We start from the raw sequence: 21174 nt of genomic DNA on the forward strand, positions 1-21174 counted from the left end.
CGGCCTTGGCGGTCGGGCTGTTCTGCGGAGGCCCCGGGCGGGGGCCGCTCCATGAGCAACATAGTGCCGATCCTTCCCGGTGCGTCAAGCTTGACGCCCCCTCGGGCCCTCACATTCACCTGCGGCGCGAAAGGTGCCAGAACCGTTCGGCCACCAGCATGGCCTCCTTCCGCCCCTGGGCGGCCGCATGCGCTTCCTCGTCCTGGCCCCAGCGTTCGGTCTGGAAATCCTCGTCGATGCGAGAGATGCGGAACGCCTCGGCCGCGTCGATCCGGCCGCGGATGACGGCCAGACCCAGGATCAGCGACCCCGGCAGCGTCACAAGATCGTGCAGCGCCGTCAGGCCGAAGGCATCCAGGTCGTCCAGATGCCCGCGCAGCCGCGCCAGCACCTGACGGTCCTGCGGGACGGGGATGATGCCGTGGGTGATGCGCAGGGGCGCGCGCAGATCCGTCGCGGCCCAATCCACCAGCGAATCCCAGGCCTCGGCCTGACGGCGGGCCAGTTCGGCCGGCTGGTCGGCGCGATAGGACAGCAGGTCGGTGCCGCCGTATTCGGCAAGCATGTCCGCCACCGAGGCAAACTGCGGCGTGACCTTCTCGACCGCGGAATTGGCGGCGCGGGTCAGCGGCATGGCGTTGGGGTCGATGATGTCGGCCTGCGCGTCCCATTCCCGGGCGATGGCCCAGGCCAGATCCTCGACCGGCAGGATCAGGGGCAGCTTGCCCGGGGTCCGCAGCGGGCGCATGTCCAGAACCACCTCGAACCCCGAACCGGCGGACACGACCGAGGCCGCCTTCCAGAACCGCCGTGCCTTCCACTCGCTCATGCCGCCCACCGTTCTATCGCCTGCGTCAGTTCCGTGAAGTCGCGCGCGATGCAAGCCGCGCCTGCGGCCTGCAACCGTTCCACGGGATGATAGCCCCATGCAACCCCGAAGCCCGCCATTCCCGCCGCCCGCGCCATGTCCAGATCGAAGCTGGTGTCGCCCACCATCGCCGCGTCGGCTGCCCCAACACCCGCATCGGCCATCGCCGCCAGCAGCATCGCGGGATGCGGCTTCGAGGGATGGTCGTCCGCCGTCTGCAGGCTGACGAAGCGCCCCTCCAGCCCATGCGCGGCGATCATCGCCGCAACGCCGCGCCGGGACTTGCCGGTGGCCAGCGCCAGCACCATGTCGCCGCGCCTGCCCAGCCTGTCCAGGCAGGCCATCGCCCCGTCATAAAGCGGCGCTGCCCGGTCCAGCCGCGCCTGCATGAAGGCCCCGCGATAGGCGACGACGATCCTGCCCTGCGTTTCGGCGTCGTGGGCGGGAACAAGCTGCGCCACCGCCACGGGCAGCGACAGGCCCACGACGGACAGCACCTGGGCCCGCGGCAGGGGCGCGAGGCCCACGGCCCGGAACGCCTCGGCCATCGCGCGATGGATGTGGTCCTGACTGTCGATCAGCGTGCCGTCGACATCGAAGACGACCAGCCTCATTCAGGATCCGCGAAAGGGTCGTCGGGCACGTCGCCCTCGTGCCAGCCCAGCGTCTTCCAGGTTCGCGCCATGTGATCGGGCAGAGGCGCGGTCAGGGTGATGCGCTTCTTGGTGATGGGATGGTCGAAGCTGATGCTGCGCGCGTGAAGATGCAGCTTCTTGCTGATCTCGCCGCCCAGCTGGGCGCCCCAGCCGTCGCCCAGGTTCTCTTGCCCCGAGCCGCCGTATTTGCCGTCTCCGACGATCGGGTGGCCCAGTTCCGCCATATGCGCGCGCAACTGGTGCGTCCGGCCGGTCACGGGCACCAGGGCGCACCAGCTGACCCGCGTGGCCAGCGCGTCCAGCACCGCGTAATCGGTGGTGGCGCGTTTGGCCCCCTCGGTCGTGTCGATGTCGCGGGGATGGACGGCGATCATCTTTTCGTTGTCGCCGCGCCCGGCCCCGCCCTTGACCAGGCCGAAGCGGATCGTGCCCATGCGCGGATGCGGCACGCCCGCCACGGCGGCCCAGTAGATCTTGCGCGTGGTGCGCGACCGGAAGGCGTCGGACAGGGCGCGGGCCACGCGGTCGGTCCGCGCCAGCAGCAGCACCCCCGAGGTGTCCTTGTCCAGACGATGCACCAGCTTCGGGCGGTCCTTGTAGCCGAACATCAACGCCGTGGTCAGCCCGTCCACATGGCGGTCGCCCTGCCCGCTGCCCCCCTGGCTGGGCAGGCCCGGAGGCTTGTTCAGCGCGATGATGTGGTCGTCCTTCCACAGCACGGCAGCCTGGATCATGCTTTCGTCCGCCCCCGAGACCCGGGGCCCCAGCGGCCGTTCCCTGACGGGCGCGGCGGGCCGGCCCTCGGGCAGCGGCGGGATGCGGACCTCCTGCCCGGGCTCGATCCGGGTGGCGGGCTTGACGCGCCCGCCATCGACGCGCACCTGGCCGGTGCGGCACAGCTTCTCGATGGCGATCTGGCCAAGCTGGGGGAACTTCTTCCTCAGCCAGCGGTCCAGGCGCTGATCGCCCTCGTCCTCGGCCACGCGGATGGTCTGCACGCCGCTCATGCCCAAAGCCCCCGCCCCAAGGCCAGCCCCGCCGCGACCGCGGCCAGCGACAACAGGACCGAGGCGCCGGCATAGGCCAGGGCCCCGGCCCCCTGCCCGCGTTCGTACAGGCTCAGCACGTCCAGCGAGAAGGCCGAGAAGGTCGTGAACCCGCCCAGCATCCCGGCCAGCGCCAAGGGTGCCCAGTCCTTGCCGAACCTGTGGGCGAAGGCGGCGGCGAGAAGCCCCATCGCGAAGCTGCCCAGGACATTGGCCAGCAGCGTGGCCAGCCAGGCCAGCGGCATCGCGCGATACAGCGCATAGCGGCAGGTGGCCCCGATGGCCCCGCCTATGGCGACTTGCAGAAAGGGGTTCATGGGCATGTCTGTGTGGCCCCGCGCGGGCAAAGTCAACCGCCCCGCTTCAGCCGCTGCGACACGAACCAGTCGAGCCGCTTCTTCAACTCGCGCTCGAACCCGCGTTCGACCGGGACATACAGGACCGGGCGCTTCATGCCGTCGGGAAAATAGTTCTGGCCGCTGAAGCCGTCCTCGGCATCGTGGTCATAGGCATAGCCGGCGCCATAGCCCTGGTCCTTCATCATCTGCGTGGGCGCGTTCAGGATATGGGCGGGCGGCATCAGGCTGCCCGTGCGCCGCGCCTCGGCCCGCGCCGCCTTGTAGGCCACGTAGCCGGCGTTCGACTTCGGGGCCAGCGCCAGATAGACCACCGCCTGCGCCAAGGCCAGTTCCCCTTCCGGGCTGCCCAGCCGTTCGTAAAGCGCCCAGGCATCCAGGCAGTGGCGCTGCGCCGCCGGATCGGCCAGACCGATGTCCTCGACCGCCATGCGGGTGATGCGGCGGGCCAGATAGCGGGGATCCTCGCCCCCCTCCAGCATCCGCGCCAGCCAGTACAGCGCCGCGTCGGGATCGCTGCCGCGCACCGACTTGTGCAGCGCCGAGATGAGGTTGTAATGCTCGTCGCCGGACTTGTCGTATTTCGCCGCCCGCCGCGTCAGGCGCTGCGCCAGGGCCGGCTGGTCCAGCGGCCTGTCGGTCTTCCAGGCCGCCACCTGTTCGATAAGGTTCAGCGCGGCGCGGCCGTCGCCGTCGGCCATCTCCAGAAGCGCCTCGCGCGCCTCGGGGGTCAGGGGCAGCTTGCGGCCCAGTTCCCGCTCGGCGCGCTGCGCCAGCAGTTCCAGATCGCGCAGCGACAGCCGCTCGAGCACGATCACCACCGCCCGCGACAGCAGCGCCGCGTTCAGTTCGAAGGACGGGTTTTCGGTCGTCGCACCGACCAGAAGGATCGTCCCGTCCTCCATGTAGGGCAGGAAGCTGTCCTGCTGGGCCTTGTTGAAGCGGTGGATTTCATCGACGAACAGCAGCGTGCCGCGTCCCTGCCGGCGACGCAGCTTCGCGGCCTCGAACACCTTGCGCAGTTCGGGCACGCCCGAAAAGATGGCGCTGATCTGCACGAAGGCCAGATCAGTCTCGTCCGCCAGAAGCCGGGCGATCGTCGTCTTTCCGACGCCGGGCGGCCCCCAGAGGATCAGCGACGACAGGCTGCGGGACGCCAGCATCGAGCCCAGCGGCCCTTCGGGGCCAAGCACCTTGCCCTGGCCGATCACATCGCCCATGCGCACGGGGCGGATGCGGTCGGCCAGGGTCGCACCGCCGGGGAAGGCGGTGGATCAGAGGCGGTGCTGGCGTCGAACAGGTCTGGCATGATGCGATCAATGTAGGATCGGCCTGGCGCCCCGAACAGCCCCGCCGTCAGTGCATCTTGCCGGCCAGGTTGATCGCCACGCACTGGAAATTGGCGTCGTCGATCCACATGACCCGGCCGATGGCCTCGGCCTCCAGGCCGCAGCGGCCATACCAGCGCGGCCACGTGGCGCCGGTCAGCGCGATCAGCCGGGTGGCGCCCAGGTCGCGGGCCGATCCGGTCATGGCCTCGACCATCTTGAAATGGACCTTGCGGCGATACATCTGCGGGATGTCATGGCAGACGAACACCCGCGAGCATTCCCAGATCTGCTCGTCCACCGGCGCCTCGTGATCCAGCAAATCCTGCGGGATCGACCCGCCCAGGATGCCCTTCTGCGCGTCCCGGATCATGTAGCTGTAGATGCCGCAGCGCGCGGTCGTGGGCGTCAGGCGGAAGCCTGCCAGAACCTCGCCCTTGTCATGGACCGCGATCCAACGGCTTTGAGGGGTGTCGTACTGGTCGAACTCCATGTCCTCGGCCTCGGGAAGGTCCCAGTTCTTCTGGATGATGAAGCTTTGCTTGCGGGCGCGAAACAGGTTGGCGAAAAGCTCGCCATGGTTGTGGAGGTTCGAGAAGGAAAGCGTGGTCGTCTGCATGGTCATACTCCTGGGGTGTGAGATCTGACCCTTCCCACATCACGGATCCCCTGGGCGAGCGCCTAGAGCAGCCGGTACTCCTTGGCCCGCTGGAGCGCCTCGGCCGTGGTGCGTGCGTTCAGTCTTTCGCGGACCGAAATCAGCCTGGCCTTGAACGCGCTTTCGGTAATGCCAAGTTTGGCTGCCGCTGCCGCATGACGATCGCCCTCCGCAACGCAACGAAGGGCCTCTTTCTGAGCCTTTGTCAGGCTCGCCGGCGGCTCCGTGATGTCATGAAGCCGACGTACCGTGGTCGAGATCTCCTCGATCTCGCTATCCGTGAACTCGCGGTCGCCGCGTGCGAAGCTGGCGATGGTGCGCGAGGTGATCGGACCGCTGGAAACCGTCAGGCCATAGGTAAGACCGTGGTTGGCCGCGTCCTTGAGAATGTTGAACGGATCCGGGATCGGCAGGCTGGACCAGCGGCAGGCGCCGGTCGTGGAAAACCCCCAGGCGATCGTGGGGTCGCGCAGTGCGTATCCGTTCTGTGAATAGAAGTCCGCCCAGGCCTGGGAATAGGTCTGGAACTGCATCAGGGGGGCGGCAAAACGGATGTGCAGGCCGACGAAATAACCTGCGGGGGCCAGTTTCCCCAGTTTCTGCAAGCCAGCATTGATATCGGCGCGTGATGACATGACTTTTTAGACAAATTGCCTTAGCTGGCGTCAACGGACAAAGTAGGTATGACCGACAATAGTTGCCATATCCTTAATAGGATAGGAGAACCCGCCTATGCGGCCCCCGTGCGGCATTTCCGTCCTGCCTGCCGATCTTCACCAGCAACTGCTGGAGATGCCGCTGACGGATGACGAACGGCGCGAAGCCGCCGATGCGCTCTGTCAGCTTCTGTCGCAGCCGGAAACCGAAGCCTTCTATCGCTACATCGTCAAAAACGCCCCGCAACCGGATTGGCTGCGGGGCGTTTGATTCGACCTGAACCCGCCTAGGGGATTATTCGGCGGCAGCCTCGGCTTCCAGACGGCTGCGGTCGGCAGCGCCCTTGGCCGACACGTCGCGATCCACGAACTCGATGATGGCCATCGGCGCCATGTCGCCATAGCGGAAGCCGGCCTTCAGCACGCGGACATAGCCGCCCTGACGATCCTTGTAGCGCGCGCCCAGCACCTCGAACAGCTTGGCGACGTGCTGATCCTGCTTGAGCTGCGAGGCAGCCTGGCGGCGGGCATGCAGGTCGCCGCGCTTGGCCAGGGTGATCAGCTTCTCGATGATCGGGCGCAGTTCCTTGGCCTTGGGCAGCGTGGTCTTGATCTGCTCGTGCTCGATCAACGAGCCGGCCATGTTGGCGAACAGCGCCTTGCGGTGTTCGTGGGTGCGGTTGAGTCGGCGATAGCCGCGGGCGTGACGCATGATGGTTCTCCGTTGACGTCTTTTGCTTTGTCCGGCAGCCCATGCGTGCGGGCCGCTCTCCTTGGGGCGGAATGCCCGGGTGGCAGGGGCCGAAGCCCCCGCCGAAACTCAGAACTGGTCGTCGAAGCGCTTGGCCAGATCCTCGATGTTCTCGGGCGGCCAGTCCACGACATCCATGCCCAGGTGCAGGCCCATGCCCGACAGCACTTCCTTGATCTCGTTCAGGGACTTGCGGCCGAAGTTCGGGGTCCGCAGCATCTCGGCCTCGGTCTTCTGGATCAGGTCGCCGATATAGACGATGTTGTCGTTCTTCAGGCAGTTGGCCGAACGCACCGACAGTTCCAGTTCGTCCACCTTCTTCAGCAGCCGCGGATCGAATTCCAGCCCGTCCTCGGCGTCCTGGCGGTTGGCCGATTCCGGCTCGTCGAAGTTGACGAAGACCGACAGCTGGTCCTGGACGATGCGCGCGGCATAGGCCACGGCGTCTTCCGGGGTCAGCGAACCGTCCGTCTCGATCTTCATGGTCAGCTTGTCATAGTCCAGCACCTGCCCTTCGCGGGTGGGCGTGACTTCATAGCTGACGCGCTTGACGGGCGAGAAGATCGCGTCGATCGGAATCAGGCCGATGGGCGCGTCCTCGGGGCGGTTCTTGTCGGCGGCGACATAGCCCTTGCCGGTCTGCACGGTCAGTTCCATGCGCAGTTCCGCGCCGTCGTCCAGATGGCAGATGACGTGATCGCGGTTCAGCACCGTGATGCCCGCGGTTTCCTGGATGTCCCCGGCCTTGACCTCGCCCGGGCCCTTGGCGGACAGCGTCAGGCGCTTGGGCCCCTCGACGTCCATCTTCAGCGTGACGCCCTTGAGGTTCAGCACGATGTCGGTCACGTCCTCGCGGACGCCGGCGACGCTGCTGAACTCGTGCAGGACGTTGTCGATCTGGACCGCCGTGATGGCCCCGCCCTGAAGCGAGGACAGCAGCACGCGGCGCAGGGCGTTGCCCAGCGTCAGGCCGAAGCCGCGCTCCAGCGGTTCGGCCACCAACGTGGCGGTGCGGGTGGCATCCGCGCCCGGCCTGACGACCAGCTGCGTCGGCTTGATCAGCTCGGCCCAATTCTTGTGGATCATGCGTTTGCCTCCATTCTTGTTCCCGCCCCATGTCCTTGGCCGGAAACGCCCGAGGTTGAAAACGTAAAGACCGAACCGCGCGAAGTCGCGCGGTCCGGGTAAGCATCATCTGAAATCAGACGCGGCGGCGCTTCGGCGGGCGGCAGCCGTTATGCGCGATGGGGGTCACGTCGCGGATCGCGGTGATGTTGAAGCCCACCGCCGCCAGCGCGCGCAGCGCCGATTCACGGCCCGAGCCGGGGCCCTGGACTTCGACTTCCAGCGTGCGCACGCCGTGTTCCTGCGCCTTGCGGCCGGCGTCCTCGGCGGCCATCTGCGCAGCATAGGGCGTCGACTTGCGCGAGCCCTTGAAGCCCATGGTGCCGGCCGACGACCACGAGATCGCGTTGCCCTGCACGTCCGAGATCAGGATCTTGGTGTTGTTGAAGCTGGAGTTCACATGCGCCACGCCGGTGGCGATGTTCTTGCGCTCCTTGCGCTTCATGCGGGTCTTGTCACGTGCCATGTCCGTTCCCCCTTACTTCTTCTTGCCGGCGATGGGTTTCGCCGGGCCCTTGCGGGTACGGGCATTGGTGTGGGTGCGCTGACCGCGGACCGGCAGGCCGCGACGGTGGCGCAGACCGCGATACGAACCCAGGTCCATCATGCGCTTGATGTTCATCTGGGTTTCGCGGCGCAGGTCGCCCTCGACGGTCAGGTTGGCGTCGATGTATTCGCGGATCTGCAGCACTTCGGCATCCGACAGGTCGTTGACGCGGCGGGCGCGGTCGATGCCGACGGCTTCGCAAATCTGTTCGGCATACATCGGGCCGATGCCGTGGATATAGGTCAGGGCGATCGGGACGCGTTTCCCGGTCGGAATGTTGACGCCAGCAATACGAGCCACGCGTTTTCCTTTTTTCGGTTGCGGTTCCGTAGCGCCGGAACCTTTTTTCACAACGTAAGGCCCGAAAGCGATGCCTTCGGGCCGATGATGGTCCACCCGAAACCGGGTGATTCTCTTGCGAGATGCCGTGACTTAAAGGGAGTGCGCTACCGCGTCAAGTCCCGGGCGGATTTTTCGCTTGACACGGGTAGCACGGCGGCAATCTGTCCGGCGACCTTGTCCATGTCGGCCAGGCCGTCAACCGGGGCAAGCTTGCCCTTGGCATAGTAATAGCCGATCAGCGGAGAGGTCTTCTTGTAGTATTCCAGCAGCCTGGTCTTCAGGCTGTCCTCGTTGTCGTCGGCGCGGCGGCGCAGATCGTTGGATCCGCAGACATCGCAGACCCCGGGCTTGGCGGTCGGCTTGGTGTCGTCGTGGTAAACCTCGCCGCAGTTGCCGCAGGTGAAACGCCCGGTGATCCGCCGCACCAGCGCCTGGTCATCGACCTGCATCTCGATCACCGCGTCCAGCACCATGCCGGTCTCGTCCAGCAGCTGCCCCAGGGCGTCGGCCTGGGCCAGCGTGCGCGGGAAGCCGTCGAAGATGAAGCCGTTGCCGCCTTCCGACAGCTTCTCGCGGATCAGGCCGATGACGATCTCATCGGTGACAAGTTCGCCTCGGTCCATCACCTCGGCCACGCGCCGGCCCATCTCGGTCCCCGAGGACCGCGCGGCGCGCAGCATGTCGCCGGTGGACAGCTGGACCAAGCCCCGCTCCTCGACCAGCTTGCGGGCCTGCGTTCCCTTGCCGGCGCCCGGCGGCCCGAGCAGAATGATGTTGATCGTCATGTCGGATCTGTCCCCCTCGTCAGCCCTTCTGGGCCGTTAGCGGCGCGACGGTGCGCGACGCGGCTTGGCGCTTCCCTCTTTGCGTTTACCACGCAGTTGGGATTTCTCAATCAGGCCTTCATATTGATGGGCCAGAAGATGGCTTTGAACCTGGTTGATCGTGTCCATCGTCACCGACACCACGATCAGCACCGAGGTGCCGCCGAAATAGAACGGGATCGACCACTGGCTGCGCAGGATCTCGGGCAGCAGGCAGACCGCGGCCAGGTAGGCCGAGCCGATCACCAGGACCCGGTTGACCACATAGTCCAGATATTCCTCGGTCCGCTTGCCGGGGCGGATGCCGGGAATGAAGCCGCCCTGGTTCTTCAGGTTCTCGGCCACGTCGTCTGACTTGAAGCTGACGTTATGGGTATAGAAATACGCGAAGAACACGATCATCGCCGCAAAGAAGACCAGATACAGCGGCTGGCCCGGCCCGAAATAGGCCAGGATCGTGGACATGATCGGGCCGGTCTGGTTGCCCGAGAAGGTCGAGATCGTGACCGGCAGCAGCAGCAGCGACGAGGCGAAGATCGCCGGGATCACGCCCGCCGGGTTCACCTTGATCGGCAGGTGGCTGGACTGGCCGTCATAGATCTTCATGCCGACCTGGCGCCGCGGATACTGGATGCGGATCTTGCGCAGCGCGCGTTCCATGAACACCACGAAGGCGATCACGGCCACGACCATCACGATCACGCCCAGAATCACCGGGGTCGAGATGGCGCCCGACCGCCCCTGCGCGAAGAAGCTGGCCATTGCGGCGGGGATCTCGGCGACGATGCCCACGAAGATGATGAGCGATATGCCGTTGCCGATGCCGCGGGCGGTGATCTGTTCGCCCAGCCACATCAGGAACATGGTGCCGCCCACCAGGGTGATGACCACCGAGGCCTGGAAGAACAGGCCCGGATCATGCGCAAGGCCGCCCGCCTCCAGCGAACGGGCAAGGCCATAGGCCTGGAACAGCGCCAGGGCCACGGTGCCGTAGCGCGTGTACTGGTTGATCTTCTTGCGGCCCTGTTCGCCTTCCTTCTTCAGCTGCTCCAGCGACGGCACCATCGAGGTCAGAAGCTGCACGATGATCGAGGCCGAGATATAGGGCATGATGCCCAGCGCAAAGACGCCCATCCGCCCCAGCGCGCCCCCGGTGAACATCGACAGGATGCCGCCGATCCCCGACTGCGCCTCGTCCATGAAGTTGCGCAGCGCCGCGCCGTCGATGCCCGGCACCGGGATGTAGGTGCCCAGCCGATAGATGATCAGCAGGCCGATGGTGAACCAGATACGCTGGCGAAGTTCGGTGGCCTTGCCGAATGCGCCCCAGGAAAGGTTCGCGGCCATCTGTTCTGCGGCTGACGCCATGTGATTTACGTCCCGTGTCATGACAGCGCCGCCGGCCCGTTTCCGGGGACCGGCGGCGCCAGGAAAACCTGTGGGCTATCTATGGGGCGCAGGCGCCCCGATCAACAGCTTATTCCGCCGCCTCGGCCCGCACCGGCATCGACACCTTGCCGCCCGCCTTCTCGACCGCCTCGACCGCCGATTTCGACGCGCCGGTGACGCTGATGGTCACGGCCGAGGTCAGTTCGCCCTTGCCCAGCAGGCGGATGCCGTCAAGCCGGCGGCGCACCAGACCCGAGGCGACGAGCGCCTCCTCGGTCAGTTCCGCGCCCGCGTCGATCTTTCCGGCGTCGATGAAGGACTGGATCTGGCCCAGGTTCACGACCGCGAACGACTTCGCGTTGGGCTTGTTGAAGCCGCGCTTCGGCAGGCGCCGATACAGCGGCATCTGGCCGCCTTCGTAGCCGTTCAGCGCGACGCCGGAGCGCGAGCTCTGGCCCTTGATGCCGCGGCCGGCGGTCTTGCCCTTGCCCGAACCGGGACCGCGCGCGACGCGCTTCTTCTTGCGGTTCGCGCCTTCGTTGTCGCGGATTTCATGCAGTTTCATGTCGCTTCTCCTGGGCCGGACGCACCCCCGAAGCGATGATGGGGCGGCCACGGCATGACGTGTTTCGTGAATCGTGCCCGACGGCACCCGGGGCATATAGACGCAACGCCGTTCACCGGCAAGTCCTGCCGTGACGCGCGGGCGCCGCCGAAGCGGTCGCACCCGTGGGCGCGACGACCCCTCAGAACTCGAACCAGGTGCCCAGCTTGAACCCGGCCTCACCGGGGCCGGAAAGCGGCGCGATCACCCCCGCCTCGAGGCGCGCGGGGCCGGCGACGTCATAGACGACGGAACTGGCCAGCTTGGCCTGGAAATCGCTGTCCTTGCCGCTTTCCAGCCGAAGCTGGTTGACGATGGCCCAGTCGGGCCGTGGACGGATGCCCAGGGTCAGGTCCAGCTTGCCGACGATCTCGGGGGTCAGATAGGCGTATTCGACCTGCGTCAGCCCCTCGCGGACGATGATCTCCTCGGTCTTGCCGGCGACCTTCAGCCGTGCCTCGGCGGTCATCCAGCCGCCGTCCCAGGGACCGGAGAAACCCCGGCCCAGCATCAGGGCGGCCTGGCTCAGCGGCTGGATCTCGCCGTTCCGGCGGATCGCCCCCAGGCCCAGGGAATAGGACAGCCGATAGGGCCCCTCGCCGTCGTCCAGAGACTTCTGATACCACAGCAGCAGGGTCGTCTCGCCCACATCGGTATGGCCCAGTTCTGCGCCCAGAACGCGGCGCCGCGACAGGCCGTATTCGCCGTAAAGCCCCAGATGCGAATTGCCCGCCCTGTCGCCCTCGCCCGTCAGGGCCAGGAAGGTGTGCCCGGGATCACGTGGCCAGGGCCCCGCATGGGCCGGCAGCACCAGCACGAGCCAGCCGAGACAGACGCCAATGAGCCGGGCCACCGTCTTCCCCTTCCGGTGCGTGTCTTCGGAAGGAATAGGAAACAGAGGTTACGAATTGGTTAACGCGGCGGCGCCAAGACGAACGCCCCGGGGTTTCCCCGGGGCGCGGTTGACTGCCGATCCTGATGGGTTCAGGCCTTTTCCTCGACGATGGTCACCAGATGCGGGATCTTGGCGACCATGCCGCGGATCGCCGGGGTATCCTGCAATTCGCGGGTGCGGTGCATCTTGTTCAGGCCCAGGCCCTTCAGCGTCTCGCGCTGGATGGCCGGGCGGCGGATCGGGCTGCCGATCTGCTTGACGACGATGGTTGCCATGCGCCTCTCTCCTTAGGCTTCGACCGGCTCGGCAGCCGGCTTGTTGTCCTGCTGCAGGATGTCGGCCACCTTCTTGCCGCGACGCTGCGCGACGGAACGGGGGCTGGCTTCCTTCTTCAGGCCGTCCAGGGTGGCGCGGATCATGTTGTAGGGGTTCTGCGAACCCTGCGACTTCGCCACCACGTCCTGAACGCCCAGCATCTCGAACACGGCGCGCATCGGGCCGCCGGCGATGATGCCGGTGCCCGGGACAGCGGTGCGCATGATGACGCGGCCGGCGCCGTGGCGGCCTTCGATGTCATGGTGCAGCGTGCGCCCGTCGCGCAGCGGCACCCGCACCAGCGAGCGCTTGGCCTGCTCGGTCGCCTTGCGGATGGCTTCCGGCACTTCCTTGGCCTTGCCCTTGCCGAAGCCGACGCGGCCGCGCTGATCGCCGACCACCACGAGGGCCGCGAAGCCGAAGCGCTTGCCGCCCTTGACGGTCTTCGAGACGCGGTTGATCGCGACCAGACGATCCTGGAACTCCGGGTTCTCCTCGCGGTCCTCGCGGCGGCCCCGGCGGTTTTCACGTTCTGCCATCAGGCATTCCTTCTTCTCTGGCGCGCGACCCGCGCCGTTTTTGCCAATCCAGGTGGGCGCGCCTGCGCGGGCACGCCCCCGGATCATCGGGGTGGCGCTGACGCCACCCGCCTCATCAGAACTTCAGGCCACCTTCGCGGGCGGCGTCGGCCAGGGCCTTCACCTTGCCGTGGAAGATGAAGCCGCCACGGTCGAAGACCACTTCCTCGATGCCGGCGGCCTTCGCCCGATCGGCGATCGCGGCGCCGATCCTGGCGGCGGCCTCGACGTTGTTCTTGCCCACCAGGCCGAAGTCCTTTTCCAGCGTGCTGGCCGAGGCCAGGGTCACGCCGCGGACATCGTCGATCACTTGGACCGAGATGTTCTTGGACGAACGGTGGACCGACAGGCGCGGACGGCCGTTCGACATCGCCCGCAACTTGTTCCGAACGCGCAGGCGGCGCTTCTGGAACAGCTCTTGCTTTTTCAGTGCCATTTCATGCGCCCCTTACTTCTTCTTGCCTTCCTTGCGGAAGACGAACTCGCCCTTGTAGCGGATGCCCTTGCCCTTGTAGGGCTCGGGCTTGCGCCATTCGCGGATGTTCGCGGCCACCTGACCAACCAGCTGCTGGTCGATGCCTTCCACAACGATTTCGGTCTGCTTCGGCGCGGTGATCGTCACGCCTTCCGGCGTTTCGAAGTTCACGTCGTGCGAATAGCCCAGAGCCAGCTTCAGGGTCTTGCCCTGCATCGTGGCGCGGTAGCCCACGCCCTGGATCTCCAGCTCTTTCTTGAAGCCTTCCGACACGCCGACGGTCAGGTTCTCCACCATCGAGCGGGTCATGCCCCACTGCTGGCGCGCCCGCTTGGAGGTGCCGCGCGGCTTCACCGAAACCGCGCCCTCGTCCAGCACCAGATCCACGTCGTCCGTCGCCGTGAAGCTGCGGGTGCCCTTGGGACCCTTGACCTGGATGGTCTGGCCCTTGATCTCGGCCGTCACGCCCTTGGGCAGAGCGACCGGCTTCTTACCAATCCGAGACATCTGCTGCCCTCCTCAGAACACGGTGCAGAGGACTTCGCCGCCGACATTGGCGTTGCGAGCCGCTGCATCCGACATGACGCCCTTGGGGGTCGAGACGATCGAGACGCCCAAACCCTGACGGACCTGCGGGATTTCCTTGGCGCCGGCGTAGACGCGGCGGCCAGGCTTCGACACACGCGACAGTTCCCGGATGACCGGGGCGCCGTCGTGATACTTCAGACCGATCTCCAGCTCGGCATGGCCGGCTTCGGAGGTCACTTCTTCATAGCCGCGGATGTAGCCTTCGGCTTTCAGCACGTCCAGGACCCAGGCGCGAAGCTTGGAGGCCGGGGTGCGGACGGTCGATTTGCCGCGCATCTGCGCGTTGCGGATGCGGGTCAGCATATCGCCGAGAGGATCGTTCATCGACATGGTGCCCCCTTACCAGCTGGACTTGACGAGACCGGGGATCTGACCTTGCGAGCCCAGCTCGCGCAGCATGATCCGCGACAGTTTCAGTTTGCGGTAATACGCGTGCGGACGCCCGGTCAGTTGGCACCGGTTGTGCAGACGCGTCTCCGACGAGTTGCGCGGCAGTTCGGCCAGCTTCAGCGTGGCCTTGAAGCGCTCTTCCATCGGGCGGGACTGGTCGTTGATGACCTCCTTGAGGGAGGCGCGCTTGGCGGCGTATTTCGCGACCAGACGCTCGCGCTTCTTCTCGCGCTCGACCATGGATTTCTTTGCCATATCTCTTACCTCCGCGATCAGCTGTTGAAGGGCATGTTGAAATGCTTCAACAGCGCTTTCGCTTCCGCGTCGGTCGGCGCGGTGGTGCAGATGATGATGTCCATTCCCAGAACTTCGTCGACCTTGTCGAAGTTGATCTCCGGGAACACGATGTGTTCCTTCAGGCCCATGGCATAGTTGCCGCGGCCGTCGAACGAGGTGCCCTTAACGCCGCGGAAGTCGCGCACGCGCGGCAGCGCCACGTTGATGAGGCGATCGAGGAATTCGTACATCCGGTCGCCGCGCAGCGTCACCTTGGCGCCCAGGGGCATTTCCTCGCGGACGCGGAAGCCCGCGATCGAGGTCTTGGCCTTGGTGATCACGGCCTTCTGGCCGGCGATCAGCGACAGTTCCTCGGCGCCCTGCTTGACCTTCTTGGTGTCCTTCACCGCCTCGCCGATGCCCATGTTCAGGACGATCTTGTCCAGACGCGGGATCTGCATGTCGTTGCGGTAGCCGAATTCTTCCTTCATCGCGGCGCGGATCGTGTCGCGATAGACCGCCTTCAGGCGCGGCGTGTACTTGGTTGCGTCCAGCATCAGATCACGTCTCCGGTGGTCTTGGCGAAACGGACCTTCTGATCGCCTTCCATGCGGAAACCGACGCGGGTCGCCTTGCCGTTCTTGTCCAGCAGCGCCAGGTTCGACAGGTTGATCGGCATCGCCTTCGGCGTGCGGCCGCCCTGGGTCGTCTGGGTCTGGCGCTGGTGACGGATCGCGATGTTGATGCCGTCAACGATGGCCTTGTTGTCCTTGGGCATGACCGCGGTGATCTCGCCCTGCTTGCCCTTGTCCTTGCCGGCCAGCACGACGACCTTGTCGCCCTTCTTCAGCTTGGCAGCCATCACAGCACCTCCGGCGCAAGCGAGATGATCTTCATGAAGTTCTTCGCGCGCAGTTCGCGCACGACCGGCCCGAAGATCCGGGTGCCGACCGGCTCGCCCTGGTTGTTCAGGATGACGGCGGCGTTGCGGTCGAAGCGGATGGACGTGCCATCCTCGCGCTTCACTTCCTTGGCGGTCCGAACGACCACGGCCTTGCGGACGTCGCCCTTCTTGACCCGGCCCCGGGGGATGGCTTCCTTGACGGACACCACGATGATGTCGCCCACCGACGCATAGCGGCGGTGCGAACCACCCAGGACCTTGATGCACTGAACCCGGCGGGCGCCGGAGTTGTCAGCGACATCCAGATTGGTCTGCATCTGGATCATTTGGTTTCTCCCGACCTTTGGGGACCGCGCCCGGATTGTCTGATGGGGGCGGCCCCAGGGTTTCGATCATTTCTGACCTGTGATGATGGACCTACGCGGAAACCGCTTCGTCCGTCAGGACAGTCCAGCGTTTCGTCTTCGAGATCGGCGCGCATTCGATGATGCGAACGATGTCACCGACCTTGAACTGGTTGTTCGCGTCGTGCGCCCGGTACTTCTTGGACGAACGGACGGTCTTGTGCAGCAGCGGGTGCTTGAAGCGGCGCTCGACCAGGACGGTGACGGTCTGTTCGTTCTTGTCGCTGGTTACGCGGCCTTGCAGGATGCGTTTGGGCATGGGCCGGGCTCCTTAGTTCGAGGCCGCGGCTTGCGCCGCTTTCTGGTTCAGAATGGTTTTCACACGGGCCACGTCGCGGCGCACGGCGCGCATCCGGGCGGTGCTTTCAAGCTGGCCGGTGGCCTGCTGGAAGCGGAGGTTGAAGGCCTCCTTCTTCAGCGCGATCAGTTGATCCTTCAACTGATCGGGCGTCTTCGACGTCAGATCCTGCGCTTTCATGGCGCCATTCCTTTCAACATCACCGGAGAGCCCCTGCATCGCAGGGCCACCCTGATTCCCGGTGGAGTTTCGTGATGAAGGCCTGCCCATACAGGCAACGCGGCCTTCGTGCAACCCTTTTCGGGGCGGAAAAGGATGACCCCGCCGGTCGCCCGGCGGGGTCATCCCTGGGCAGGGCTTTCGGCCCCGCCTTTTTCTTACCAGTCTTCGCGCGCGACGATCCGGGTCAGGACCGGCAGCTTGTTGGCGCCAAGCCGCAGGGCTTCACGGGCGATCTCGTCGGACACGCCGTCGATCTCGAACATGATGCGGCCGGGATGCACGCGGGCGGCCCAGAAATCGACCGAACCCTTGCCCTTGCCCATCCGCACCTCGGTCGGCTTCGACGACACCGGCACGTCCGGGAAGATCCGGATCCAGACCCGGCCCTGACGTTTCATGTGGCGGGTGATCGCGCGGCGGGCCGCCTCGATCTGGCGGGCGGTGACGCGCTCGGGCTCGGTGGCCTTCAGCGCGTAGGAGCCGAAGTTCAGGGCGAAACCGCCCTTGGCTTCGCCGTGGATCCGGCCCTTGTGCTGTTTGCGGAACTTGGTCCGTTTCGGTTGCAGCATCTCATGTCTCCTTAGCGCGCGTCGCGGTCACGGCGCGGACCACGGGGCGCGGGACCTTCCTGGGCCTCGGCGGCCTTGCGGTCGCGGGCCTGGGGGTCGTGCTCCATGATCTCGCCCTTGAAGATCCAGACCTTCACCCCGATGATCCCGTAAGGGGTCGTGGCTTCGGCCAGGGCATAGTCGATGTCGGCCCGCAGGGTGTGCAGGGGCACGCGGCCCTCGCGATACCATTCGGTCCGGGCGATCTCGGCCCCGCCCAGGCGGCCCGAGACGTTCACGCGGATGCCCAGGGCGCCCATGCGCATGGCGTTCTGCACCGCCCGCTTCATGGCGCGGCGGAACGAGACCCGGCGTTCAAGCTGCTGGGCGATCGATTCCGCGACCAGGGCCGCATCGACTTCCGGCTTGCGGACCTCGACGATGTTCAGGTGAACCTCGGACTTGGTGAAGTTCGCCAGCTTGTTGCGCAGCACCTCGATGTCGGCGCCCTTCTTGCCGATGATGACGCCCGGGCGCGCGGCATGGATCGTCACGCGGCACTTGCGGTGCGGCCGTTCGATGATGACGCGGCTGATGCCGGCTTGCTTGGCTTCCGACTTGATAAAGTCCCGGATCTTCAGGTCCTCAAGCAGCAGATTGCCATAGTCCTTGTCGTCGGCGTACCAGCGGCTGTCCCAGGTGCGGTTGACCTGGAGGCGCATGCCGATCGGATTGACCTTCTGACCCATTACGCTTGCTCCTCGACTTGGCGCACCTTGATGGTGATTTCCGAAAACGGCTTCATGATCTTGCCATACCGGCCACGCGCCCGCGGGCGGCCGCGCTTCATCACCAGGTTCTTGCCGACCCAGGCTTCGGCGACGATCAGGTTGTCGACGTCCAGGCCGTGGTTGTTCTCGGCATTCGCGATGGCCGACTGAAGGCATTTCTTCACGTCGCCCGCGATCCGCTTGTGCGAGAAGGTGAGGTCGGCCAAGGCCCGGTCCACCTTCTTGCCGCGGATCAGTTGCGCGACCAGGTTCAGCTTCTGCGGCGAGGTGCGAAGCATCTTGGTCTTGGCGAACGCCTCGTTCTCCGCCACGCGGCGCGGATTGGTTTCCTTACCCATGACGATTACTTCCTCTTGGCTTTCTTGTCCGCCGCGTGGCCGTAATAGGTCCGCGTGGGCGAATATTCACCGAATTTCTGGCCGATCATTTCCTCGGTCACGGCAACGGGGATGTGCTTCTGCCCGTTGTAGACGCCGAAGGTCAGGCCGACGAACTGCGGCAGGATGGTCGAACGACGCGACCAGATCTTGATGACGTCGGATTTCCCCGACTCACGGGCCTTTTCCGCCTTGCGAAGCACATAGGCGTCGACAAAGGGGCCTTTCCAGATAGAACGTGCCATAGGTCAGCGCCCCTTCTTCTTCGCGTGACGCGAGCGCAAGATGTACTTGTCGGTCGCCTTGTTCGAGCGGGTCTTCTTGCCCTTGGTGTCCTTGCCCCAGGGCGTGACCGGCGTCCGGCCGCCCGAGGTGCGGCCCTCGCCGCCGCCATGCGGGTGGTCGATCGGGTTCATGGCGACGCCGCGGACGCTGGGGCGGATGCCCTTGTGGCGGTTGCGGCCGGCCTTGCCGAGGTTCTGGTTCGAATGGTCGGCGTTCGACACCGCGCCGATGGTCGCCATGCATTCCTGGCGCACCAGGCGCAGCTCGCCCGAGGACAGGCGGATCTGCGCATAGCCGCCGTCGCGGCCGACGAACTGGGCATAGGTGCCGGCCGAGCGGGCGATCTGGCCGCCCTTGCCGGGCTTCAGCTCGACGTTGTGGACGATCGTGCCGATCGGCATGCCGCTGAAGGGCATGGCGTTGCCGGGCTTCACGTCCACCTTGGCGCCGGCGATCACCTTGTCGCCCACGGCCAGGCGCTGCGGCGCGATGATATAGGCGCGCTCGCCGTCCTCGTAGCCGATCAGGGCGATGAAGGCAGTGCGGTTGGGATCGTATTCGATCCGCTCGACCACGGCGGCCATGTCGAACTTGGTGCGCCGGAAATCGACGATGCGATACAGGCGCTTCGCCCCGCCGCCCTTGCGGCGCATGGTGATCCGTCCGGTGTTGTTCCGACCGCCGTTCTTGGTCAGACCCTCGGTGAGGGCCTTGACCGGGCGACCTTTCCAAAGCTCCGAACGGTCGATCAGAACCAGCCCGCGCTGGCCAGGCGTCGTCGGTTTGTACGACTTCAATGCCATCTTTCTGTCTTCCGTTGCTTTGGACCAGGGTGGTCCGTTACGTCCAAAAGATCGCGGCCCCGGTTGCCCAGGGCCGCGGATTCGAGCCTGCTATCAGAGTCCGGTGGACACGTCGATAGTGCTGCCCTCTTCCAGGGTCACATAGGCCTTCTTGACATCGCTGCGGCGGCCGAGGATGCCCCGGAACCGCTTCTGCTTGCCCTTGGTGATGGTCGTGTTGATCGCCTTCACCTTGACCCCGAACAGCGCCTCGACCGCCTGCTTGATCTGCGGCTTGCTGGCGTCCTTGGCGACCTGAAAGACCACGCCGTTGTTTTCCGACGTCATGGTGGCTTTCTCGGTGATGATCGGCTTCACGATCACGTCGTAATGTTCCGCTTTCGCGCTCATTTCAAACGAGCCTCCAGAGCTTCGACGCCCGAACGCGTGATCACCAGGGTGTCGCGCTTCAGGATGTCATACACGTTGGCACCCATCGACGGCAGGACATCCACGCCCTCGACGTTGCGGGCGGCGCGGGCGAAGCCTTCGTTGACTTCGGCGCCGTCGATGACCAGCACGCGCTTCCAGCCGTTTTCCTTCACAGCCTTGGCGACCACCGAGGTCTTGGCGTCCGTCAGGTTCAGATCCTCGACGATCACCAGTTCGCCCGCGGTGGCCTTGGCCGACAGCGCATGGCGCAGACCCAGGGCCCGCACCTTCTTGGGCAGGTCGAAGGCGTGCGGAACGCGGGTCGGCCCCTTGTAGGTGCCGCCGTGGCGGAAGGTCGGCGCCTTGCGCGAGCCGTGACGGGCGCCGCCGGTGCCCTTCTGGCGATAGATCTTCTTGGTCGAATAGCTGACATCCGACTTGCCCAGCACCGAATGGGTGCCGGCCTGGGCCTTGGCGCGCTGCCAGCGGACCACGCGCTGCAGGATGTCGCCGCGCGGCTCCAGCCCGAAGATCTCGTCCGCCAGCTCGATTTCACCGGCCTTGCCGGAATCCAGCTTGATCACATCGAGTTTCATCACTTGTCTCCTTCGGGCGCAGCATCGCCGTCCGAAGCCTCGGAGGCGGTCGAAGCCTGGGCCTCGGCCAGTGCGGCTTCCTCGGCGGCGGCGGCTTCGGCGGCGGCAGCCTGACGGGCGGCCTCCTCGGCGGCAGCGGCCTCGGCAGCGGCGGCTTCGGCGGCGCGGCGGGCCTCCTCGGCGGCGGACCTCAGCGCGGCGGGATAGATCACGTTCTCGGGCGTCGCCTTCTTGACGGCGTCCTTGATCGTGACCCAGCCGCCCTTGGAGCCGGGAACCGAGCCCTTCACCATGATCAGACCGCGGTCGGCATCGGTGCGCACGACCTGCAGGTTCTGCGTGGTGACGCGGACGGCGCCCAGATGGCCGGCCATCTTCTTGCCCTTGAACACCTTGCCGGGATCCTGGCACTGACCGGTGGACCCGTGCGAGCGGTGGCTGATCGACACGCCGTGCGAGGCGCGCAGACCGCCGAAGTTGTGACGCTTCATGGCGCCCGCGAAGCCCTTGCCGATCGAGGTGCCGGCGATGTCCACATACTGACCGGCGAAATAGTGGTCAGCGGTGATTTCCTCGCCCACGTTGATCAGGTTTTCTTCGGCCACCCGGAACTCGGCGATCTTGCGCTTGGGCGCCACATTCGCCTTGGCGAAGTGGCCGCGCATGGCCGCGGTCGTGCGCTTGGCCTTGGCGACCCCGGCGCCCAGCTGGACGGCGGTATACCCGTCACGCGCGGCGGTGCGCTGATCGACGACCTGCAGGTTGTCCAGTTGCAGGACGGTCACCGGAACCTGACGGCCGTCCTCGAGGAACAGCCGGGTCATGCCCAGCTTCTTGGCGATAACACCAGTACGCAGCATCATCCCCT

34 protein-coding genes and 1 pseudogene are annotated in these 21174 nt (G+C 65.9%); 1 reads left to right on the forward strand and 34 read right to left on the reverse strand.

Translation table 11 applies throughout. The features are described 5' to 3' along the window. Nucleotides 1–115 precede the first annotated feature (115 nt). From ACZ1HC_RS02145 to ACZ1HC_RS02175, 7 genes and pseudogenes are all read right to left on the reverse strand, one after another. On the reverse strand, nt 116–829 hold the full coding sequence (locus tag ACZ1HC_RS02145) for an ATP12 family chaperone protein (RefSeq protein ID WP_472698549.1): 714 nt from the start codon (nt 827–829) through the stop codon (nt 116–118). After that, entirely contained in the window at nt 826–1482 is a 657-nt protein-coding gene (locus ACZ1HC_RS02150) for an HAD-IA family hydrolase (protein ID WP_472698550.1), read from the reverse strand. The genes ACZ1HC_RS02145 and ACZ1HC_RS02150 overlap by 4 nt, the downstream gene beginning before the upstream one ends. Continuing rightward, nucleotides 1479–2531 carry an RluA family pseudouridine synthase gene (locus ACZ1HC_RS02155; RefSeq protein ID WP_472698551.1) on the reverse strand — a complete coding sequence of 351 codons (1053 nt, stop codon included), beginning with the start codon at nt 2529–2531 and terminating at the stop codon, nt 1479–1481. The genes ACZ1HC_RS02150 and ACZ1HC_RS02155 overlap by 4 nt, the downstream gene beginning before the upstream one ends. Then, nucleotides 2528–2887 carry a fluoride efflux transporter FluC gene (locus ACZ1HC_RS02160; protein WP_472698552.1) on the reverse strand — a complete coding sequence of 120 codons (360 nt, stop codon included), beginning with the start codon at nt 2885–2887 and terminating at the stop codon, nt 2528–2530. Before ACZ1HC_RS02160 ends, ACZ1HC_RS02155 begins: the two co-directional genes overlap by 4 nt. 32 nt (nt 2888–2919) lie before the next feature. Further along, nucleotides 2920–4235 (reverse strand): annotated as a pseudogene (locus ACZ1HC_RS02165) (replication-associated recombination protein A). A gap of 47 nt (nt 4236–4282) precedes the next feature. Next, nucleotides 4283–4873 (reverse strand): acyl-homoserine-lactone synthase, encoded by a 591-nt coding sequence (locus ACZ1HC_RS02170; protein ID WP_472698553.1) that lies wholly within the window; start codon nt 4871–4873, stop codon nt 4283–4285. Nucleotides 4874–4935: 62 nt separating this feature from the next. Continuing rightward, nucleotides 4936–5547, reverse strand: a complete 612-nt coding sequence (locus ACZ1HC_RS02175) for a helix-turn-helix transcriptional regulator (RefSeq protein WP_472698554.1) — start codon at nt 5545–5547, stop codon at nt 4936–4938. Nucleotides 5548–5644: 97 nt separating this feature from the next. On the opposite strand from ACZ1HC_RS02175, the gene ACZ1HC_RS02180 reads away from it, so the two are divergent. Then, entirely contained in the window at nt 5645–5839 is a 195-nt protein-coding gene (locus ACZ1HC_RS02180) for a hypothetical protein (RefSeq protein WP_472698555.1), read from the forward strand. A 24-nt stretch (nt 5840–5863) separates the two neighbouring features. Here ACZ1HC_RS02180 and rplQ read toward each other — a convergent pair whose 3' ends face one another. The 27 genes from rplQ to rplC all read right to left on the reverse strand — a co-directional run bounded on the left by rplQ (nt 5864) and on the right by rplC (nt 21166). Then, nucleotides 5864–6280, reverse strand: coding sequence for a 50S ribosomal protein L17 (rplQ, locus tag ACZ1HC_RS02185; protein ID WP_472698556.1), 417 nt, complete (start codon nt 6278–6280; stop codon nt 5864–5866). 108 nt (nt 6281–6388) lie between these two features. Beyond that, entirely contained in the window at nt 6389–7405 is a 1017-nt protein-coding gene (locus ACZ1HC_RS02190; RefSeq protein WP_472698557.1) for a DNA-directed RNA polymerase subunit alpha, read from the reverse strand. 115 nt (nt 7406–7520) lie between these two features. Then, nucleotides 7521–7910, reverse strand: a complete 390-nt coding sequence (rpsK, locus tag ACZ1HC_RS02195) for a 30S ribosomal protein S11 (RefSeq protein ID WP_106691846.1) — start codon at nt 7908–7910, stop codon at nt 7521–7523. A gap of 12 nt (nt 7911–7922) precedes the next feature. Beyond that, the gene (gene rpsM / locus ACZ1HC_RS02200) at nt 7923–8291 is read right to left on the reverse strand and encodes a 30S ribosomal protein S13 (RefSeq protein WP_103173012.1); all 369 of its coding nucleotides are present in this window, start codon (nt 8289–8291) and stop codon (nt 7923–7925) included. 146 nt (nt 8292–8437) lie between these two features. Continuing rightward, nucleotides 8438–9118, reverse strand: coding sequence for an adenylate kinase (locus ACZ1HC_RS02205; protein ID WP_472698558.1), 681 nt, complete (start codon nt 9116–9118; stop codon nt 8438–8440). A 36-nt stretch (nt 9119–9154) separates the two neighbouring features. After that, a complete protein-coding gene (gene secY, locus ACZ1HC_RS02210; protein ID WP_472698559.1) occupies nt 9155–10525 on the reverse strand; it encodes a preprotein translocase subunit SecY in 1371 nt (456 codons plus the stop codon). Nucleotides 10526–10634: 109 nt separating this feature from the next. Next, complete coding sequence (gene rplO, locus ACZ1HC_RS02215) at nt 10635–11111, reverse strand: 50S ribosomal protein L15 (protein ID WP_472698560.1); 477 nt, start codon at nt 11109–11111, stop codon at nt 10635–10637. A gap of 181 nt (nt 11112–11292) precedes the next feature. Further along, complete coding sequence (locus ACZ1HC_RS02220) at nt 11293–12003, reverse strand: hypothetical protein (RefSeq protein WP_472698561.1); 711 nt, start codon at nt 12001–12003, stop codon at nt 11293–11295. Nucleotides 12004–12134: 131 nt separating this feature from the next. Beyond that, entirely contained in the window at nt 12135–12320 is a 186-nt protein-coding gene (gene rpmD / locus ACZ1HC_RS02225; protein ID WP_472698562.1) for a 50S ribosomal protein L30, read from the reverse strand. Between the two features lie 12 nt (nt 12321–12332). Next, nucleotides 12333–12899 carry a 30S ribosomal protein S5 gene (gene rpsE, locus ACZ1HC_RS02230; RefSeq protein WP_472698563.1) on the reverse strand — a complete coding sequence of 189 codons (567 nt, stop codon included), beginning with the start codon at nt 12897–12899 and terminating at the stop codon, nt 12333–12335. A gap of 115 nt (nt 12900–13014) precedes the next feature. Next, a complete protein-coding gene (gene rplR / locus ACZ1HC_RS02235) occupies nt 13015–13374 on the reverse strand; it encodes a 50S ribosomal protein L18 (protein WP_472698564.1) in 360 nt (119 codons plus the stop codon). 12 nt (nt 13375–13386) lie between these two features. After that, complete coding sequence (gene rplF / locus ACZ1HC_RS02240) at nt 13387–13920, reverse strand: 50S ribosomal protein L6 (protein WP_472698565.1); 534 nt, start codon at nt 13918–13920, stop codon at nt 13387–13389. A 12-nt stretch (nt 13921–13932) separates the two neighbouring features. Next, complete coding sequence (gene rpsH / locus ACZ1HC_RS02245; RefSeq protein ID WP_472698566.1) at nt 13933–14331, reverse strand: 30S ribosomal protein S8; 399 nt, start codon at nt 14329–14331, stop codon at nt 13933–13935. A 9-nt stretch (nt 14332–14340) separates the two neighbouring features. Further along, entirely contained in the window at nt 14341–14646 is a 306-nt protein-coding gene (gene rpsN, locus ACZ1HC_RS02250) for a 30S ribosomal protein S14 (protein ID WP_472698567.1), read from the reverse strand. Nucleotides 14647–14663: 17 nt separating this feature from the next. After that, complete coding sequence (gene rplE, locus ACZ1HC_RS02255) at nt 14664–15224, reverse strand: 50S ribosomal protein L5 (protein WP_472698568.1); 561 nt, start codon at nt 15222–15224, stop codon at nt 14664–14666. Continuing rightward, nucleotides 15224–15529 carry a 50S ribosomal protein L24 gene (gene rplX, locus ACZ1HC_RS02260; protein ID WP_472698569.1) on the reverse strand — a complete coding sequence of 102 codons (306 nt, stop codon included), beginning with the start codon at nt 15527–15529 and terminating at the stop codon, nt 15224–15226. Before rplX ends, rplE begins: the two co-directional genes overlap by 1 nt. Continuing rightward, a complete protein-coding gene (gene rplN, locus ACZ1HC_RS02265) occupies nt 15529–15897 on the reverse strand; it encodes a 50S ribosomal protein L14 (RefSeq protein WP_010400243.1) in 369 nt (122 codons plus the stop codon). The genes rplX and rplN overlap by 1 nt, the downstream gene beginning before the upstream one ends. Before the next feature lie 91 nt (nt 15898–15988). Then, a complete protein-coding gene (gene rpsQ, locus ACZ1HC_RS02270) occupies nt 15989–16234 on the reverse strand; it encodes a 30S ribosomal protein S17 (RefSeq protein WP_472698570.1) in 246 nt (81 codons plus the stop codon). A gap of 12 nt (nt 16235–16246) precedes the next feature. Continuing rightward, nucleotides 16247–16453 carry a 50S ribosomal protein L29 gene (gene rpmC / locus ACZ1HC_RS02275; RefSeq protein ID WP_472700757.1) on the reverse strand — a complete coding sequence of 69 codons (207 nt, stop codon included), beginning with the start codon at nt 16451–16453 and terminating at the stop codon, nt 16247–16249. Nucleotides 16454–16650: 197 nt separating this feature from the next. Continuing rightward, nucleotides 16651–17064 carry a 50S ribosomal protein L16 gene (rplP, locus tag ACZ1HC_RS02280; protein WP_103173027.1) on the reverse strand — a complete coding sequence of 138 codons (414 nt, stop codon included), beginning with the start codon at nt 17062–17064 and terminating at the stop codon, nt 16651–16653. A gap of 11 nt (nt 17065–17075) precedes the next feature. Beyond that, nucleotides 17076–17792 carry a 30S ribosomal protein S3 gene (rpsC, locus tag ACZ1HC_RS02285; protein ID WP_472698571.1) on the reverse strand — a complete coding sequence of 239 codons (717 nt, stop codon included), beginning with the start codon at nt 17790–17792 and terminating at the stop codon, nt 17076–17078. Beyond that, on the reverse strand, nt 17792–18172 hold the full coding sequence (gene rplV / locus ACZ1HC_RS02290; RefSeq protein ID WP_472698572.1) for a 50S ribosomal protein L22: 381 nt from the start codon (nt 18170–18172) through the stop codon (nt 17792–17794). Before rplV ends, rpsC begins: the two co-directional genes overlap by 1 nt. 5 nt (nt 18173–18177) lie before the next feature. Further along, nucleotides 18178–18456 (reverse strand): 30S ribosomal protein S19, encoded by a 279-nt coding sequence (gene rpsS, locus ACZ1HC_RS02295; RefSeq protein ID WP_142664074.1) that lies wholly within the window; start codon nt 18454–18456, stop codon nt 18178–18180. Between the two features lie 3 nt (nt 18457–18459). Beyond that, on the reverse strand, nt 18460–19299 hold the full coding sequence (gene rplB, locus ACZ1HC_RS02300) for a 50S ribosomal protein L2 (RefSeq protein WP_472698573.1): 840 nt from the start codon (nt 19297–19299) through the stop codon (nt 18460–18462). Between the two features lie 93 nt (nt 19300–19392). Beyond that, the gene (locus ACZ1HC_RS02305) at nt 19393–19689 is read right to left on the reverse strand and encodes a 50S ribosomal protein L23 (RefSeq protein WP_472698574.1); all 297 of its coding nucleotides are present in this window, start codon (nt 19687–19689) and stop codon (nt 19393–19395) included. Then, entirely contained in the window at nt 19686–20306 is a 621-nt protein-coding gene (gene rplD, locus ACZ1HC_RS02310) for a 50S ribosomal protein L4 (RefSeq protein WP_472698575.1), read from the reverse strand. Before rplD ends, ACZ1HC_RS02305 begins: the two co-directional genes overlap by 4 nt. Beyond that, entirely contained in the window at nt 20306–21166 is an 861-nt protein-coding gene (gene rplC, locus ACZ1HC_RS02315; RefSeq protein ID WP_472698576.1) for a 50S ribosomal protein L3, read from the reverse strand. The genes rplD and rplC overlap by 1 nt, the downstream gene beginning before the upstream one ends. Nucleotides 21167–21174: the final 8 nt, after the last annotated feature.

Source organism: Paracoccus sp. BR5-17 (genome assembly GCF_055693925.1).